The sequence below is a fragment of the Fructilactobacillus sp. X8R2C1 genome (assembly GCF_059900955.1).
In genome coordinates, this window is record NZ_JBWXVI010000003.1 from 37,079 (window position 1) to 54,307 (window position 17,229).

The following is a 17,229-nucleotide window of genomic DNA, read 5'->3' on the forward strand; positions in this document are numbered from 1 at the left end:
ACTACTAATAATATAAAGCAAAAAAAAAGACCTTTCGGTCAATTCATTAAACAAAGTTAATCTCGATGTTCTTGGTTAAAATATCAGTATAACTGTATGATACTTGTCCTAACTTCTCGTCTGGATCAAGTGTAATTAAAAATACAGCGGGAAATGTCTCAGCCAGAACCCCATTATATTCGTTAGTTCGTTTTCTTCCGGCTTGTGCAGTTACATGGATTTCCTGTCCAATGTGATTATCTAGAAATAATTTAATCTTAGATAGACTAGTTGGCATTATCAATCACCTCGCGTATTACTATTATACATTAAAATCAATATAATGTAAAGGTAATGGATGAATAGCCTGTTATGCCAGCAATCCACTTATGTGAAACTGATTTGCCATTTTCACAAATTGATCAACCGATAACTGTTCGGGACGGTCTGACTTATTAATGCCTAACCGTTTTAAATCCTGTTCAATTTGTTCTTTTACCTCAGGTTTCTTTCCAAAAATACCCTGCAAATTATTCCAGAGTGTCTTTCTTCGGTGCATGAAACATCCATGCGCAAAGCCAAAGAAAGCTTTTTCATCGTAAGCAATCACCTTTTTATCTGTTTTCGGGGTTAACTTGACCACCGCAGAATCAACTTTTGGTGAGGGAATAAAGGACTTGGCCGATACGTTAATTGCAATCTCAACGTTTTTAAGATACTGAGTGATAACCGTCAAAGCCCCATAGTCGCGATTGCCCGGCTTTGCGCTAATTCGTTCTGCCACTTCTTTTTGCATCATCAACACCGTTGAATTAAATTTAACGTTGCCCTTTAAAATATCCATCAAGATTGGTTTGGTGACATAGTAAGGCAAATTAGCCACAACTTTTAGGTGGTGTTTTCCATCAAAGTTTTCTTTAATTAATTTTGGCAGATTAGCCTTCAAGAAGTCTTCATTAATAATTTTAATGTTGTCATAGGGACTGAGAGTCTCATCTAAGATTGGGAGAAGATTCTCGTCAATTTCAAAGGCCATTACGGCGTGAGCTGATTGAGCAATTTGTTCAGTTAATGCCCCAATGCCAGGTCCAATTTCAATTACATCATCGGCTTCTGATATTTGGGCAACTGCAACGATTTCTTTTAAAACTCCAAGATCGTTCAAGAAATTTTGCCCCAAGCTTTTCTTCGCATTTAAACGGTATCGGTTCAAGATGGCCTGGGTCCGAGCTGGACTGCCGATTGCGGGAACTTTACTCATCTAATCCCTCCTTATCATCAACTTGTTTTAGTGCATCGTTAAACTGTTTTTTCGTGATGCCAAACATTTGCAATCTTTTTTGCATTTGTTTAGCGTTAACATACCCCAAATGAAGCAATTCACCAAGTTCCAGTCGGCGTTCCTTGGCTTCTTTCGTTCCTACTAAACCAGCTTGAATCAAATCCTGCTTACTAATGACTTCTGGATTCTCATCGCTTTCGGTGTACACTTCAGACAAGGCATTCCGAATTGCTTCTGGACTAGCATGCTCAACCCCAAGGGATCCCTTCTGTGTATCAGGAACTGCTTCCGACTTTTTCAAAAAGGCATGCTTTGCTTCTGGAATCTCATCTGAAATTATTTTTCTGATTTTTTCCCCAGAAAAATCTGGATCAGTAAAAACGATGATTCCACGGGTTTGTGCCAACCGATCAATTAGATCGAGGGTCTCATCCGAAATCGCAGAGCCCCGGGTTTCAATCGTATCAGCATCAACGGCTCGTTGAATTTGTTTGGTATCATCTTTTCCTTCCACCACAATTACTTCTTTAATTCTTTTCATTTTAATTATCCAATCCAAATATTCGATTCGTATTTTCGTACGTCGCCTTTGCGACCACATCAGGATCAATGTCTTTAAATCTGGCAACTGCTTCTAGGGTATACAAAGAATAAGCCGGTTCATTTTGTCGTCCGCGAAACGGCTCTGGCGTTAAATACGGGGCATCCGTTTCCACTAGAATCTTATCCAGCGGAGTTAAACGAGCGGCTTCATGAACCTCTTTGGTTTTCTTGAAGCTCACGACCCCACTGTATGAAACCACCATCCCTAAATCAACGAATTTCTTCATCCATTCACTATCTCCGTTAAAACTGTGGATAATGCCACCGACTTCACCAATATTTTCATCTTTTAAAATCCGATAAACATCCTCAAAGGCATCCCGGTTATGAACTGAGATTGGTAAATGCATGTTTTTGGCAATTTCAATTTGTCGCCGAAAGACTCGTTCTTGCACGTCTTTCGGTGTGACATCTTGAAAATAATCCATTCCAATCTCACCCACAGCGACAACTTGCGGATTTTCTAGTTGCTTTTCGAGCAGTTCTTCCTGCTCGTGATTGTAATTCATAGCGTCTTCTGGATGCCATCCAATAATTGAATACAGATTGTCGTACTGAGCTGAAATCTCCAAGGAACGCTCATTTAGCTCAGTATTGGACCCGACGTTAGCCATTCTAACAACACCAAGTCTTTTGGCGTGTCGAACGTAGCCCTCAATATCATTTTGGAATGGTTGATCGTTTAAATGAGTGTGGGAATCAAATATTTTCATTGACTATTCCTTTCATAATCGAAAAAGTTTCACTAATCATTGACTAGTGAAACTTTTTTACTACTCTAAAGTACTGCCATTATCTAAAGTTTGGTCAACAGTTGCTACTTTAATTGAACCGTCCTTTTGTTCAGCGGACAAAATCATTCCCTGACTTAACTCACCACGAAGTTTCTTTGGCTTTAAGTTAGAAACAATGATCACTTTTTTACCAATTAACTGTTTAAAATCTGGATACCACTTGGCAATTCCAGAAACAATCTGACGGTCACCGTCATCGCCAGCATCAAGTTGAAACTTCAATAATTTGTCTGCGTTTTCAACTTTAGCAACGTTTTTAATTTCTGCGACCTTTAATTCAACTTTTTCAAAATCACTAAAGTCCAAGGTCTTCTTCTCTGACTTCAAAATCGTTTTTTCTGGGTCAAAAGCTTTCTTTTGGTCAGCACGTTTCATTGCTGAACGACCCTTTGTTTTGTCAGATTGAGTCATCTGATCCTTAATGAATCTAACTTCAACGTCGCGATCTAAACGAGGGAAAATTGGTTCACCATTCTCAATTACCTTTTGTTTTTCAGGAAGTCCAGAAAGAGCGGCATTCTTGATATCAAACCCATCCATCTGATCAAGACCTAATTGACGATACATTTCATTCGCCGCATTTGGCATGATTGGACTTACTAAGATTGCAATCAAGCGCAGACTGGCAACCAAATGACTCATGACGTTTGCTAATTTAGCTTGGTCATCTGCGTCATCCTTGTTCTTAGCCAAGGTCCATGGCTCGGTCTGATCGATGTACTTGTTGGTTTGAGAAACTAATTTCCAAATCTCAGCCAAGGCATCAGATAAATGAGTGTCATTCATTAACCGTTTAAATTCTGAAACGGTTGTTTTAGCAACTTTTTGTAAATCAACACTCGGTTGATCATCAGAATCATGATATGAAGGTGTTACGCCATCTTCGTATTTATTGACCATTGCAATCGTTCGGTTCAACAAGTTACCAAGGTCGTTAGCTAGGTCATAGTTAACCCGATCAACAAAGTCTTCAGGAGTAAAAATCCCATCACTTGCAAACGGAATTGCTCTAATCAGATAGTATCTGGTAGCGTCTAATCCATAACGATCGATTAACGTCTCAGGATAAATTACGTTGCCCTTTGACTTGGACATCTTTCCGTCTTTCATGGTCAGCCAGCCGTGGCCATAAATTTTCTTTGGCAGTGGGAGACCAAGGGCGTGAAGAATAATTGGCCAATAAATGGTATGGAAACGAACGATTTCTTTTCCAACCATCTGTAGATCAGCTGGCCAAAATTTCTTAAACAACTCGTCATTATCACTGTCATAACCAAGGGCAGTGATATAGTTTGACAATGCATCAATCCATACGTAAACCACGTGCTTAGGATTTGACTTAACGGGAACTCCCCACTTAAAGGTGGTTCTCGAAACCGCTAAGTCATCCAAACCTGGTTTTAAGAAGTTGTTAACCATTTCGTTCATTCTAGAATGCGGCTCAATGAAGTCAGGATGCTCTTTGTAGTAATTCATTAACCAATCAGAATATTTACTCATCTTAAAGAAGTAACACTCTTCGTTAACAAGTTGAACTTCGTGTCCAGATGGGGCTTTTCCGCCAATCACGTTGCCTTCAGCATCACGATAAACCTCTGCTAATTGTGATTCGGTAAAGTATTCTTCGTCTGAAACCGAGTACCACCCCGAATACTGTCCAAGATAGATGTCGCCTTGGTCTTGTAACGTTTGAAATATTTTTTGCACGGCTTTTACGTGCTTATCATCAGTGGTTCTGATGAAATCGTCGTTAGAAATATCTAAATTAGCCCACAAGTCAGATATTTGAGTGGCCATCTTATCAACGTAACTTTTAGGATCAACACCCAACTTTTCTGCTTTTTGTTCAATTTTTAGTCCGTGTTCATCGGTTCCGGTTAAATAAAACACGTCGTAGCCAGATTCCCGCTTAAAACGAGCCAGTGCGTCACAGGCAACCGTCGTATAAGCGTTCCCGATGTGTAACCTTCCTGATGGATAATAAATTGGTGTTGTAATGTAATATGTTGGTTTTTCAGCCATCCCAATTCGCTCCTTTATTCCTATCGTACAAACTAAATCGTACCAATATTATACTACTTTTGTCCCTTAAAACAGATCGAGTTGCATGGGAGCTAACCCACCAAAGTTCAATCCTAAAATCTTTTTTAACTGAAGGGCATTGTCAGCCGCATCATGACCAGAGTTGTTGTTAAAAATGACGCAAACTACCTTAGCTTTTTGGCGTAGATCATCAACAACTTCGGCAAAATGCTTTAATTCCTCTTCGTTATAACGGTACAGAGTCCGTTTCTTACGCCACTGGGAGCTCTTTTCAAACCAGCCCTTTTGGTTTTGACCGTGCAGTCGAAGCATGACGAAATTTTTATCCGTAACAACGGGTTCAAAGGGCACGCCATCTGACAGGTTATGAGGCTCGTCAGCGATCACTTCACTCATTTTGAGGCTCTTTAGATAATCGTGGACATCATTTGAGATTTCATCACCATACCAGCTAGGATTACGAAACTCAACTGAGATGGGTAAACTTCCCATCCACTCACGAACTAGTCGAAGGTACCTAATGTTATCGTTGTTTAAACGGAAGTACGGCGGAAATTGAAATAAAACGGATGCCAACTGGTTACTGTCAACCAGTGAAGCAACCATCTCACCATACCGCATAAATTGCTCTCTTCTAACCTGCTCATTATCTTCACCAAACTGTGGCAAATGATGTTTGGTCATCAAATAATTGGCCTTTAAGATGAATTGAAAATTATTTGGAACCTGCTTCTGCCAATTCTCCACCGTCTTAATCTTGGGGATTCCGTAAAACGGATTATCAACTTCAACAATCGGAAAATGCTGTGCATACTCCGATAAAGTCACTTTGCGATCTTCCCCGTTAATCAGCGATGGATGATCAGACCAGGTTGTCAGTCCAATTAAAATCACGTTACCACCTATACTTTCAGTTTATCAAAGAAATCAACGGCGTCTTCTTGCACCATGGTAAACGGAAACGGAAAATTAAGTTTCTCTTGGTTAATCGCAATCACATCGGCACTGGGATTACGGTAATCAAGTAATCCGGCAAACGGATAAACTCGCATTGAAGTTCCGACAATCACAATTAGATCACTTTGACTCATCAATCGAACACTATTTTCAATTGTTTGAGGATTAATTCCCTCACCATATAAAACAATGTTAGGGCGCAAAATTCCACCACAGTTTTGATGATACATACTCTTCATATATTCCTGATAATCAACGTGTTTGCCACATTTTTGGCAGTAAATATCATAGAGGTTGCCGTGAAACTCATTCAGGCTCTTTGCGTCAGCTTTTTCGTACAGATTATCAACGTTCTGAGTGATAATACTAGCCCGATTTTGACGGGTTAATTCCGCCTGCTTTTTGTGAATAATGTTGGGTTGAGCATCTGGATAGTACATGTTCTTTTTGACGTACTCGTAGAATACCTCAGGTTCATTTACTAAGCAGTCATGACTCAAGTAATATTCCGCTGGTTTACTGCTCTTGTCATTCGTATACAATCCGCCCTTAGAACGATAATCGGGAATTCCAGAAGGGGTAGAGATTCCTGCTCCCGTTAAAAATACGATGTTTTTAGCATTATCAAACTTTTCTTGAATATTATCTTGATTCATATTGTCACCTTATCTCAATAAATATGGAATCCGTAAGTCTTGATACAACTCTTTAACCGTCTTTGAATATAGTTCTTTGAAATAGTCTTCACTTGCCTTTTTACCAGCTGGACCACTTGTCACAAACGAATTTTGGTCATCCGATTTGGTAAAGCCCACGTACGCTCTTTTGTTAGTCTTGGTCTCCTTTAATTCTGAGTGATAAAGGTTAAAAACCTGTTTCACTTGCAAACCGAGTTGGCGCTTTGAGAAGACCGCCGTTAGCATCACAAAATCATTTAATTGTAAGGCTGGTAGTTCCCAGTTATTCATCTGTTTATCAAAATCACGGTATAGTTTGACCACATCGCGTCTGAGGGTAAATGGTGAGTCCACCGGCTTCTCTGTGAGCATTGCGTAAAGTTCCTTAGCGGCCTTTAAAGAAATGGGAAAACTCGTTTGAAATACATCGGCGTACTGATCAAAGTGGTCGCCAAGAAAAATCATGGCATCCAGAATGGTCACCAATCGTAACGGCATTTCATCGTCTACCTTCCCAGATTCAGGGGTAATCGTCTGTCTAACACCCTTAACATATTCTTTTTCAACCGCTTCATCAACTAAACCGTGCTTTCTCTGTTCAGCATACACGACAAAGTGACATACATCATCGTACAACTCAGTTCCCATGTACATTAACTGTTCATCAAGTTGCTTATCCCCACTAGTAAGGGGAAAGTAAATCTGTGGAAAACCACGGAGTGTCATTAACAAGTGTAACAACTCATGAGTAGCAGTAAAATCCGGCTCAGTCAGATCTCTAATCTGCACGTAAAGTCGATCACCATCTTGCACGACTTGCGCTTGGTCATGTCGCACATAACCGGACTTTAAGTTGCCAATAAATTGAACCTCAACATCCCCTGGAAAAAAGTGACTGACTTCGTTAATTAAGCCTTGCGTCGTCTTACTTAATTGCACATTATCATTATTTTCGGCCATCTGATCCAAACTTCCCTTCTATAATTTGTTTTGCGTTTTCTAAGTTTCTTTGATTTGTTGGTAATTTCTTTAATGCGTTAATCACCATGTCCAAGTTCTTACTGGAAGCTCCAGCAGACATGGCGAGTGATTTCATCTGAAGGTTCATGTGACCCCGTTGAATCCCATCGGTTACAAGCGCCTTTAGGGCTGCCAGATTTTGTGCTAATCCCACAGAAGCAATCACCTCCATGAATTGCATGGCAGAGCTAACGTTTAAAATTTGATAGTTAATCCTACTCATTGAAAAGAGCCGAGTTGCACCACCAATGATTCCTGAGGGTACCGGAATGGTAATTTCTCCCTTTAATCCGTCAGGAGTAACTCGCCATTGACCAACCCCACGATACTGACCATCCCTTGCGGCATAGGAATGAACCGCACTTTCAACGGCGCGCCAGTCATTACCAGTGGCAACGAGAACCGCATCAATCCCATTCATGATCCCCTTATTGTGAGTTGCCGCCCGTTTTGGGTACTTATTTGCAATTAATGAGGCTTCTGCGATTTTTTCAGCAACGTTTTTCCCGTCCAATTGACCTCGTTTTAGGGCATGAAACGGAACGGTTCCTGATGCTGTAACCAAATTTTTATCCCCATAATTCGATAAAATACTCATTAAAGATGATTGACTAGTGTTGATTTCAATGTATGTCGAAAGAGCCTCAAGCATCGAATTCATGATGTTAGCCCCCATCGCATCACCGACGTCAACGAACAGTTCAATCACCAGATAATGATCGTAAAGAGGTGAGACGGTCAAATCGTGGACACCACCGTATTTATCAATTGTGGGATGAGCATCGTGTGCAACCTGAATTAATTTAACTCGATGATTTTCAACCCATTCGGTAAATTGAACCGGATCCGAGACTCCTAAAATGACTTCACCAGTCAAGATGCGACTCTGAGACTTAGCCTGAATGCCGCCACCAACACGAAGCATGTTGGCGCCGTTACTAGCGGCCGCAATGACCGAGGGTTCTTCAATCACCATCGGAATTAAATGTTCGACTCCGTTAATTACAAAGTTAGTTGCAACCCCCTCTGGCAATCCGTAGTCAGTAAGGTAGTTTTCAATCATGTGGCTACTAGCGTCTACGAAGTGACTTTCAATCACATCAAGTTGTGTTCGATCAAGATCGGCAAATTTGGCAACCTGCTGTAACCGTTTTTGATATGATTTTTTATAAAATCCATTAAAATCGTTCAAAATGACACCTATTTTCTAAAATGAGGACTATTCTCAATGTATTCATTAATCAGTCCCTCACGCACGCCACCGTTTGAGAAAATGACCCGCTTGGAATCAATAAAATGCATCATGACAGTTAAACAAAGGGAACCACCAATGATGACGTCGGCACGGTCGTTTTCAAGTCCATTAATCTTTTGACGCTCAGCCAAAGTCTTACTCAGAAACATTTCCATCGTACTGTTGACTTGTTTTCTGGTTAACTGAAAATTTTGGATGTGATCAACATGGCTTAAATGTTGGTACTGCCGATTAATTCTTGCAATTGCGCGGGCAGCTCCACCAATCAAAACAATCGGATAATGAAGGGGCTTCTTAATCCAAGGAATCCGACTATACACTTCGATAACATAAGACTCAGCCGCAAATAAATCAGCTGGAGTCACCTGGTTAATCAAATGAAATTGTTCCGAAATTTTTACTGCTCCAATGGGAACGCTGATACAATGGATATCTTTTTGGTTTCTAACCTGAATAATTTCAACACTAGCACCACCAACATCCATCAAGAGATAATCTTTAACCGCCAATCGATCAGAGATTCCTAGATAATCATAGTAAGCTTCTTCCTTGCCGGTTAACACGCGAATCTTAATGTGAAGCTGCTTATAAACATTGTGTAAAAAATCCTTTTGATTTTGAGCTTGGCGCACCGCTGCCGTAGCAATGGCACGAACCACAACGTTTTTATACTTTGAATACTCTGACTTAAAGGATCGAAGCGCCGAGATCGTACGATTCATTGCAGTTATCTGTAAAATGTTATTTTGTCCGATTCCCTCAGACAATCTCGTATCGTTCTTAACGCGTTTAATCTCATGATAACTTCCATCGGAATCGATGCAATAAATTGCCATTCTGACTGAGTTTGAACCGATATCAATGATAACAAAGTTCTCCATTCGATTCTCCTCCTCAAGTATTTATTCATATTTGGTGCTATGACAATTTATCTACTTAAAATAATTAATCCCCATGGCATCGCGAACTTCTTCAAGGGTGTTTTCTGCAACAATGTTAGCCGCGTCGCTTCCGTCTTTTAAGACCTGGTAGACATACTCAGGATTCTTAGCTAACTTTTCTCGACGTTGTCGAATTGGCTTGAGTTCATCTTGCAAAACTTCATTTAAATACAACTTAATTTTAACATCTCCAAGACCACCGTGTTGATATTGCTTTTTAAGTTCACTAACTTTTTGCTTGTCGTGAGCGAAAATATCCAGATACGTAAAGACCGTGTTCCCTTCAACTTGACCTGGGTCATCAACGTGGACGTGCTTTGGATCCGTGTACATGGACATCACTTTTTTCTTAATGGTATCGGCATCGTCAGCAAGGTAAATAGCATTGTTAAGCGACTTACTCATTTTGGCATTTCCGTCGAGGCCGGGAATGCGCCCCATGCCTTTCGGTGGAAAGAAACCTTGTGGTTCAACCAATACGTCTCTGTGATAGGCACTATTAAAGCTTCTGACAATTTCCCTGGTTTGTTCGATCATTGGCTCTTGATCTTCTCCAACCGGAACCACGGTTGCCTTAAAGGCGGTGATATCAGCAGCTTGACTGACCGGATAAATGAAGAAACCAGCTGGTACACTTTCACCAAAATTTTTCTGTTTAATCTCAGTTTTCACGGTCGGATTTCGTTTCAACCGGGAAACCGTTACTAAATTAAGATAAATCATGGTCAGTTCATTTAAGGCTGGGATCTGAGATTGGACAAAGATTGTTGATTGATTTGGATCAAGTCCAACCGCTAGATAGTCCAAGGCTACCTGCAACAGACTGTTTTGAATCTTCTTTGGATCACGAGCGTTATCGGTTAAAGCCTGCATGTCAGCAATCATAATGAATGGATCGTAGTTACCCGAATTCTGCAACTCTAAACGGCTCATTAACGAACCAACGTAGTGTCCAATGTGAAGTTTTCCTGTCGGACGATCACCAGTTAATACAATTTCTTTTTTTGCCATAGTAATTTTCCTTTCTTTAATAAAAAACGTCCTATTGAATAATCAATAGGACGCCTTGCACGTGGTACCACCTAAATTGCAGAGATTTCTCTGCCACTTAAACTATAAGGTTGTTACCCATTATCCAGTTCGTGTCGTCTGACTAATCTCAGTAAACATAGCCTCTCTGTTATTTGACTCCACTACTTACTAAACTAAATACATATTAATTTCATTTTATGCGATTTATGACGGGTTGTCAAAACACGAAAAAATTGACAGTACCGGCTTTTCAAATTAGAATTATTCACGAATTAAAGGGAGGAGTATGCACTTGAATAAGGATGAAAAAAACAAAGAGCAAGAGCGGGTCACCTGGGTTGGTTCCCAGTTGGACGAAAAAATCCAAGACACCCAAACCGAATACCAAAAAGCCAAGGCAGAAACTCAACGAGTTCAAAAAGACTACGGGACTAACACATCCGCAAATTATTTGGAAGCTGATGACCGAATCGAAACCAGCGCTGACCTGCAACAACAACGAAGCTTAACTAACAAAGTGGTTGAGGATCAAGCCATTGTTGAGGGCCAACTAGCCACTTATCAGGACCTTAAAAAATCACCCTACTTTGGTCGAATTGACATCTCAGACGAGGGCTTTTCTGACGTTGATCACCTATACATTGGAAAGGCGTCATTCATCGATAAAAACGGTGAATTTTTAATCTATGATTGGCGAGCTCCCATTTCAAGTGTCTACTATAATGGTACACTTGGAAAAGTTGCTTATGACACTCCCAATGGAAAACAAGCCACTGACCTTCTAAAGAAACGTCAATTCCAGATTAAAGACGGCAAGATCATCAACATGTTTGATACCAACGAAACGGTTGGCGACGAACTCTTGCAGAGTGCTTTAAGTGATGAAAACAACGAAAAGATGCAGAACATTGTAGCCACCATTCAGCACGAACAAAATGACATTATTAGAGATACCACCAGTAATCTGTTGGTCGTTCAGGGAGTAGCTGGATCAGGAAAGACCTCAGCACTCTTACAACGGATTGCTTTTCTGTTATATCACAGTCGGGACTCTTTAAATGCTGACCAAATCCTACTCTTTTCTCCGAATCTTCTTTTTAGTAACTACATTAAGGATGTGCTGCCAAGTTTAGGGGAACGTAATATGCGTCAGGTTACGTTAGCTGAATTTTTTGCCCACCGACTTGAGGGCATGAAAGTTCAGACCCTTTTTCAACGTTACGAAGCTTCTGATCATGATTCTGATTCTAAACTTCGCGAATTCAAAAATAGTCAGAACTTCATCGATCAGATTGAAAACTACGTCCAAACTCTCACTTCTGATCAAATCAAGTTCGATGATATTCACTTTAATGGTGAAGTTTACTTTTCTAAAAAGGAAATTCGTGAGATTTACGCTAGTTTACCCAGTGGAATGACTAGCAGTGAAAAACTTCTGCAAACGAAGAACCGCTTAATCAAGAGACTGAAGAACCGTATTCACGATGAAACTAAGAAAAAATGGGTCGCTGACATTATCGACACCATGAGCGAAGAACAGTACCACAATCTTCTGGGAGAAAAACACTTAAATGACTTTGAGGAACTAGACGATGAACGAAACTACATTGCCACGCGACTAGTTAAAGATCGACTTAGTACCGTGTACGATGCCATCTACAACGATGAGTTTTTCGATCCATACGTTCAATACGCCGATTTTCTTGACCACGTTAAGTTGCCTGAAAATGTTGAACCAGATGCTTTTAAACAAAGCAAAAATGATTTCCTAAATCACATTGAATTTCACCAAATTGGTTTGGATGACACTGCCCCCCTACTATACTTGAGGGATCGTTTCAGTGGGGAAAACAAAAACGTTAACATTAAATACCTTTTCGTCGACGAGATTCAGGACTACTCAATTGCCCAGATTATGTATCTCAAGCTCATTTTTCCGAGAGCTAAGTTCAACCTGATTGGTGATAGTGAACAGGCCATTTTCAAGGATGTCGAGTCAGCCCAAACGTTACTGGACAAGCTTAATGATGCCATTCCTAGTAAACATTCGCGACTAATTCAGCTGAATCGTTCATACCGCTCAACCTATCCCATCACGTCCTTTGCCAAGTCATTATTACCAGATGGAAATAACATCGAGGCCTTCAACCGAAATGGGGAAAAGCCTGAGCTAATCGTGAAGGACAATTTTAATGAACTAACAAGTTCTTTATTTGACGTTATCAACGACCAACTTCAAAAACACGAAACCGTTGCGGTCATTACTAGGGATGCCACATCGGCCAAACAAGTTTATCAAAAGGTCAACGCTCACTATGATGCTACATTATTAAAAGATAGTGACCGAGATATGACTTCACCAGTTGTCGTACTTCCCGTCTACTTGGCCAAGGGACTCGAATTTGATTCGGTCATTGCCTGGGACGTCTCAAAAAAGAATTACCCTGATCAGCACTCACTTGGAGTCCTTTACACAATTCTGACGCGAGCCATGCATTCGTTAACCCTGTTGTGTAAAGGCGAAGTTTCCCCGTTGATCCCCAAACAAGCCATCAGTGATAATTTAATTAAAGTCAGCAAAAATTCAACAGCTGAATAAAAAAACTCTCATTACGATTACGTAGTGAGAGTTTTAAACTATGAAAATAACCGATAAGCCATTCCCGGGAGTCGAACCCGGCACCTTTTCCTTACCATGGAAATGCTCTACCTACTGAGCTAGAATGGCATTCCTATTTTACCACACCAAAAATGGTACACTAGGATAGAATTCATAAAGATTAGAAAAGGACGATAATATGAAACGACATTTTAAACTTTCCCTCCTAGTCACTTGTCTCGTACTACTGATGATTCCACTCACAGCCTGTCACAAATCGGCAGCCCATGACCCAAAGAAAATTCAGATTGTGAGTTCGGTGAACTTCTATGGTGATGCTGCCCAACAAGTCGTCGGAAAGTATGGTCACAACACGTCCATCATCAATTCAGACGTTGATCCACACGACTTTGAACCAACAACTAACAACGCGAAAGAAGTTGCCAAGGCAAACGTGGTCATCTCAAATGGAATTGGTTATGACGATTGGATGAACGAATTAATTCAAAACGCTGGAAACGATCATCAACAAGACGTAAACGTTGGCAAATTGATGCATAAAAAAGATGGCGACAACGAACACATTTGGTATAAACCAACTACCATGGACCATTTGGTTGATCATCTAGTTACCGTCTACAGTAAGATTGATCCGGATCACCGTGGATATTTTGAGGAAAATGCGCAAACATACAAAAATGAATGGGGCCAAACGCAACGGTTAATCAAGCAGTTATCAAAGAATTCACACGGTCAATCAGTTGCTACCAGCGAGCCCGTCTTTGACTACTCACTTTCAGCCCTTGGTTACAAACTTAAGGACTACGGGTTCTCAAATGCGATCGAAAAGGGCGTCGATCCTTCAGTCAGTGACATTTCTAACCTGCAAAGTGACATGCGCAACCATAAGATTGCTTTCTTTGTTAATAACACTCAATCCGATAGCCCGGTGGTAACGCAAATGGTTAAGTACGCTAAAACACATCATGTTCCTATTTTAAACGTCTCAGAGACTGCTCCAAAGGGCCAGAATTACATGCAGTGGATGAACAATCAATACCAAGAACTTGAAAAAATCCAAAAACAGCAATAAAAAATGATGCTCAAAATTTGAGCATCATTTTTTATCTAGTTAACCTTTAAAGCTTGTTCCATCGCTTTTTGTTCCATTTGCCCTTTAACCTTTGCTTGCATTTGCGCCTTAAATTCATTCTCAGCTTGTTTTTGCAGCTTAGCTTGGTCCTTTGGTGACATCTTTGGATTTTCGGCCATAGCTTGTTGTATCTTAGCTGCTACAAACTGTTTCCCAGAAGCAGCCATCTGTTGCTGAGCTTCAGGATTTTGTTGTGACTGCTTCATTTGAGCAGCCTCTTGTTTCATGGCCTTCCCAAATGCTTTAGCTTGTTCAGGTGTGAATACCATGTAACCTGATTTTACGTGGAAAGTATTCGTACGTTTAATAAAGGCTTCTTTTTGAGCAAACATGAAGAAGACTTTGTAAAATTTATTTTTGTAGACCCAATCTTGTTTCTTCGTAACCAGTTTGTTTGAATCGCCACCTGGTTTGATTTCATTCGTAGTGTCAATCGCAGGTGTTACGGTTGGCTTCTTTTGACTTACATTCTTTTTGTAGATCACAACTTTATCATTAGTCTGACCAATCTTCTTATACAATATCATGTTGGCTTGATTGTTCACTGATGTAAACGAAGTGGTCTTAACCGTGGTCTTCTTTTCCATCCCAAAGTGATTGTGGTAATTGGCAATCATTAGACCAATCGTAATGATAATCAAAGTAGCAAATATAAGGCCTAAAGAGGTTGCCACTTTTTTATTAGCAATCAAATTCCACGTTAAGAAAAAGGCAATTACAAAAATAATTAGTAAGATAAATATCATTATTTTTTACCTCCCTTTTCAAAAACAGGATCTTCAGTAACATGACCCTTTTTCAACGCAAACGTCAAAAGAAAGGCAATTAATGAGATTAAGAATGCGACTCCAAAGGCTGCCATGTATCCTTTCAAATTAGCGTTAATTGCTCCAGCTCGATATGCCAATGGATTAATTTTAAGTAAGTGTTTTGCTGGCATATTATTGGTAGTAACGTTGGCTAGAATTGAAATCATAACGGCCGTTGAAATTGATCCACAAACCTGTCTAAAGGTATTGTTAGCAGCAGTTCCATGTCCCATTTCAGAAACTGGAAGAGCATTCATTCCAGATGTCGTTACTGGCATCATGGACATTGCCACCCCAAACATTCTAATCGCATACAAAATAACAACGTAAATGGTTGGAGTATCCTTTGTTAAAAATAAAAATGGAAAAGTTCCAACCGTCAATAAGAACAATCCACCCATTGCTAAACGACGGGCCCCAAACTTATCAAATAGTCTTCCAGTAATTGGGCTCATAAATCCGGTTAAAAGTGCTCCGGGTAATAGAGTCAATCCGGAATGAAAAGCACTCATCCCTCTAACAATTTGTAAGTAGAGAGGTAAGACCATTTCAACTCCGACCATTCCCATGAAGACCACCGCACTGACAATGGTTCCAAGTCGAAATTCACGTGATTTAAAAACATTTAAATTCAAGAACGGGTTCTTCATGACCAGTTGACGCCAGCCAAAGAGAATAATAAAAATGATTCCAATAATTAATCCCCAAATGACAGTTGGACTTCCCCAACCGTCATTTCCAACTGACGAGAATCCATAAAGTAAACTACCAAAACCAATGGTAGACAAAACTAATGAGAGATAATCTAGCTTACTCTTCTTAGTTGGAAGAACTGGTTTAACAAAAAACAGTCCTAAAACAATGACTATGGCAACAATGGGAGCAATAATCCCAAACAAATTTCGCCAAGATGAAGTATCAATCACCCATCCAGACAAAGTTGGCCCAATGGCAGGCGCTAAACCAACGACGATTCCAGCAAGTCCCATGGCAGTGCCCCGTTTTTCTGCTGGAAAAATTGACAACATGATAGTCTGAAGTAATGGCATGGCAATACCAACTCCAACACCTTGAATCAAACGTGATCCAAATAAAAACCAGAAGCTTGGAGCTATCCATGACCCCACCGTTCCAATCTCAAAGATGATCATTGCTGATAAGTACAGCCATTTAGTGTTAAAACGTCCACTCAACCAGGCACTAACTGGAATCAAAATTCCGTTAACCATCATAAATCCGGTGGTTAACCACTGAACGGTCGAGGTATTAACATTAAAGGCACGCATTAATGTTGGAAAAGCCGTTGACAAAATGGTTTGGTTTAAAACCGTACAAAAAGTTCCAACCAAAAGAATAATGACAAACATGGTTCGATTATACTTTTTGCCATTCGCATCAACAGCAGGAATATTATGCATTATATATGCCCCTTTCAAAAGCTTAATTAATTAATATTTGCTCAAAATTACAACACCAACTACTATACAACCATCCGATGTTTATGTCAATTTAATTGACACGTTCATTATTTTACATATAATTAGTATTGTATTATTTAATGAATTCATCGAGTTTGATTAAGCATAGAAAGTAGGTAAACCCTTGGAAAATGAGAATGATCAAGAAGTAGCTGACCTCAACGGACGACTCGGAAAAATCATCAAAAAAAATAACATTTCGGTTGGCATTGGTGATATTTCCAAATGCTCCGGTCTTTCCCAAAGTAAGATTCGCTACTGGGAGCAGCGAGGATACATTACTTCTTTACCAGTTCATAAAAATCAAAACAAGCGATATAGCATTTATACCTTAGTAACCGTTTTATTAATCAAATCCTATCTAGAGTCCGGATTTACTCTAGCCACGGCAGTAGATAAGGCAAAACGTCACGAAGAAATCAGTAAAGTCTTTAAAAAATTAATCCTTGATCGGGTTCAATACGTTAAAACTAAAAATGACGACTACTGCATTAATATGGGACCTCTTTCAGACGACCCCAGTAAATCGGTCATTATCAAAGTAAGCGATCGTGGTAGTAAAATCACACTAATGGATACAAAAAAGACACTTCCTAATTAATTAGGA

The 17,229-nt window shown here is 40.0% G+C and carries 16 protein-coding genes and 1 tRNA gene; 3 read left to right on the top strand and 14 right to left on the bottom strand.

Annotation, left to right across the window (positions count from 1 at the left end; translation table 11 throughout):
• Nucleotides 1-46 precede the first annotated feature (46 nt).
• From AC6UD6_RS04150 to trpS, 11 genes are all read right to left on the bottom strand, one after another.
• Nucleotides 47-277 (bottom strand): Veg family protein, encoded by a 231-nt coding sequence (locus AC6UD6_RS04150; protein ID WP_500695772.1) that lies wholly within the window; start codon nucleotides 275-277, stop codon nucleotides 47-49.
• Nucleotides 278-349: 72 nt separating this feature from the next.
• Entirely contained in the window at nucleotides 350-1,240 is an 891-nt protein-coding gene (rsmA, locus tag AC6UD6_RS04155; RefSeq protein WP_500695773.1) for a 16S rRNA (adenine(1518)-N(6)/adenine(1519)-N(6))-dimethyltransferase RsmA, read from the bottom strand.
• Nucleotides 1,233-1,802 (bottom strand): ribonuclease M5, encoded by a 570-nt coding sequence (gene rnmV / locus AC6UD6_RS04160; RefSeq protein WP_500695774.1) that lies wholly within the window; start codon nucleotides 1,800-1,802, stop codon nucleotides 1,233-1,235. The genes rsmA and rnmV overlap by 8 nt, the downstream gene beginning before the upstream one ends.
• Before the next feature lies 1 nt (nucleotide 1,803).
• Nucleotides 1,804-2,577 carry a TatD family hydrolase gene (locus AC6UD6_RS04165; RefSeq protein ID WP_500695775.1) on the bottom strand — a complete coding sequence of 258 codons (774 nt, stop codon included), beginning with the start codon at nucleotides 2,575-2,577 and terminating at the stop codon, nucleotides 1,804-1,806.
• Nucleotides 2,578-2,637: 60 nt separating this feature from the next.
• On the bottom strand, nucleotides 2,638-4,680 hold the full coding sequence (gene metG, locus AC6UD6_RS04170) for a methionine--tRNA ligase (protein ID WP_500695776.1): 2,043 nt from the start codon (nucleotides 4,678-4,680) through the stop codon (nucleotides 2,638-2,640).
• Between the two features lie 66 nt (nucleotides 4,681-4,746).
• Nucleotides 4,747-5,595 (bottom strand): DUF72 domain-containing protein, encoded by an 849-nt coding sequence (locus tag AC6UD6_RS04175; protein ID WP_500695777.1) that lies wholly within the window; start codon nucleotides 5,593-5,595, stop codon nucleotides 4,747-4,749.
• Between the two features lie 8 nt (nucleotides 5,596-5,603).
• Nucleotides 5,604-6,314, bottom strand: coding sequence for an NAD-dependent protein deacylase (locus AC6UD6_RS04180; RefSeq protein ID WP_500695778.1), 711 nt, complete (start codon nucleotides 6,312-6,314; stop codon nucleotides 5,604-5,606).
• Between the two features lie 9 nt (nucleotides 6,315-6,323).
• A complete protein-coding gene (locus AC6UD6_RS04185) occupies nucleotides 6,324-7,295 on the bottom strand; it encodes an IpaB/EvcA family protein (RefSeq protein WP_500695779.1) in 972 nt (323 codons plus the stop codon).
• Entirely contained in the window at nucleotides 7,282-8,547 is a 1,266-nt protein-coding gene (locus AC6UD6_RS04190) for a hydroxymethylglutaryl-CoA reductase, degradative (protein ID WP_500695780.1), read from the bottom strand. The genes AC6UD6_RS04185 and AC6UD6_RS04190 overlap by 14 nt, the downstream gene beginning before the upstream one ends.
• Before the next feature lie 8 nt (nucleotides 8,548-8,555).
• The gene (locus AC6UD6_RS04195; RefSeq protein WP_500694008.1) at nucleotides 8,556-9,491 is read right to left on the bottom strand and encodes a Ppx/GppA phosphatase family protein; all 936 of its coding nucleotides are present in this window, start codon (nucleotides 9,489-9,491) and stop codon (nucleotides 8,556-8,558) included.
• Between the two features lie 51 nt (nucleotides 9,492-9,542).
• Complete coding sequence (gene trpS / locus AC6UD6_RS04200) at nucleotides 9,543-10,562, bottom strand: tryptophan--tRNA ligase (RefSeq protein WP_500695781.1); 1,020 nt, start codon at nucleotides 10,560-10,562, stop codon at nucleotides 9,543-9,545.
• Nucleotides 10,563-10,869: 307 nt separating this feature from the next.
• On the opposite strand from trpS, the gene helD reads away from it, so the two are divergent.
• Nucleotides 10,870-13,182: an RNA polymerase recycling motor HelD gene (helD, locus tag AC6UD6_RS04205; protein WP_500695782.1), complete on the top strand. Its 2,313-nt coding sequence runs from the start codon at nucleotides 10,870-10,872 to the stop codon at nucleotides 13,180-13,182.
• 56 nt (nucleotides 13,183-13,238) lie between these two features.
• Here helD and AC6UD6_RS04210 read toward each other — a convergent pair.
• Nucleotides 13,239-13,311: transfer RNA gene (locus AC6UD6_RS04210), tRNA-Thr, on the bottom strand.
• A gap of 70 nt (nucleotides 13,312-13,381) precedes the next feature.
• On the opposite strand from AC6UD6_RS04210, the gene AC6UD6_RS04215 reads away from it, so the two are divergent.
• On the top strand, nucleotides 13,382-14,275 hold the full coding sequence (locus AC6UD6_RS04215) for a metal ABC transporter solute-binding protein, Zn/Mn family (protein ID WP_500695783.1): 894 nt from the start codon (nucleotides 13,382-13,384) through the stop codon (nucleotides 14,273-14,275).
• A gap of 35 nt (nucleotides 14,276-14,310) precedes the next feature.
• Here AC6UD6_RS04215 and AC6UD6_RS04220 read toward each other — a convergent pair whose 3' ends face one another.
• Nucleotides 14,311-15,081, bottom strand: coding sequence for a DUF4811 domain-containing protein (locus tag AC6UD6_RS04220; protein ID WP_500695784.1), 771 nt, complete (start codon nucleotides 15,079-15,081; stop codon nucleotides 14,311-14,313).
• Entirely contained in the window at nucleotides 15,081-16,562 is a 1,482-nt protein-coding gene (locus AC6UD6_RS04225; RefSeq protein WP_500694013.1) for an MDR family MFS transporter, read from the bottom strand. The genes AC6UD6_RS04220 and AC6UD6_RS04225 overlap by 1 nt, the downstream gene beginning before the upstream one ends.
• 184 nt (nucleotides 16,563-16,746) lie before the next feature.
• Between AC6UD6_RS04225 and AC6UD6_RS04230 the strand changes: the two genes are divergently transcribed.
• A complete protein-coding gene (locus AC6UD6_RS04230; RefSeq protein ID WP_500694014.1) occupies nucleotides 16,747-17,223 on the top strand; it encodes a MerR family transcriptional regulator in 477 nt (158 codons plus the stop codon).
• Nucleotides 17,224-17,229 lie beyond the last annotated feature (6 nt).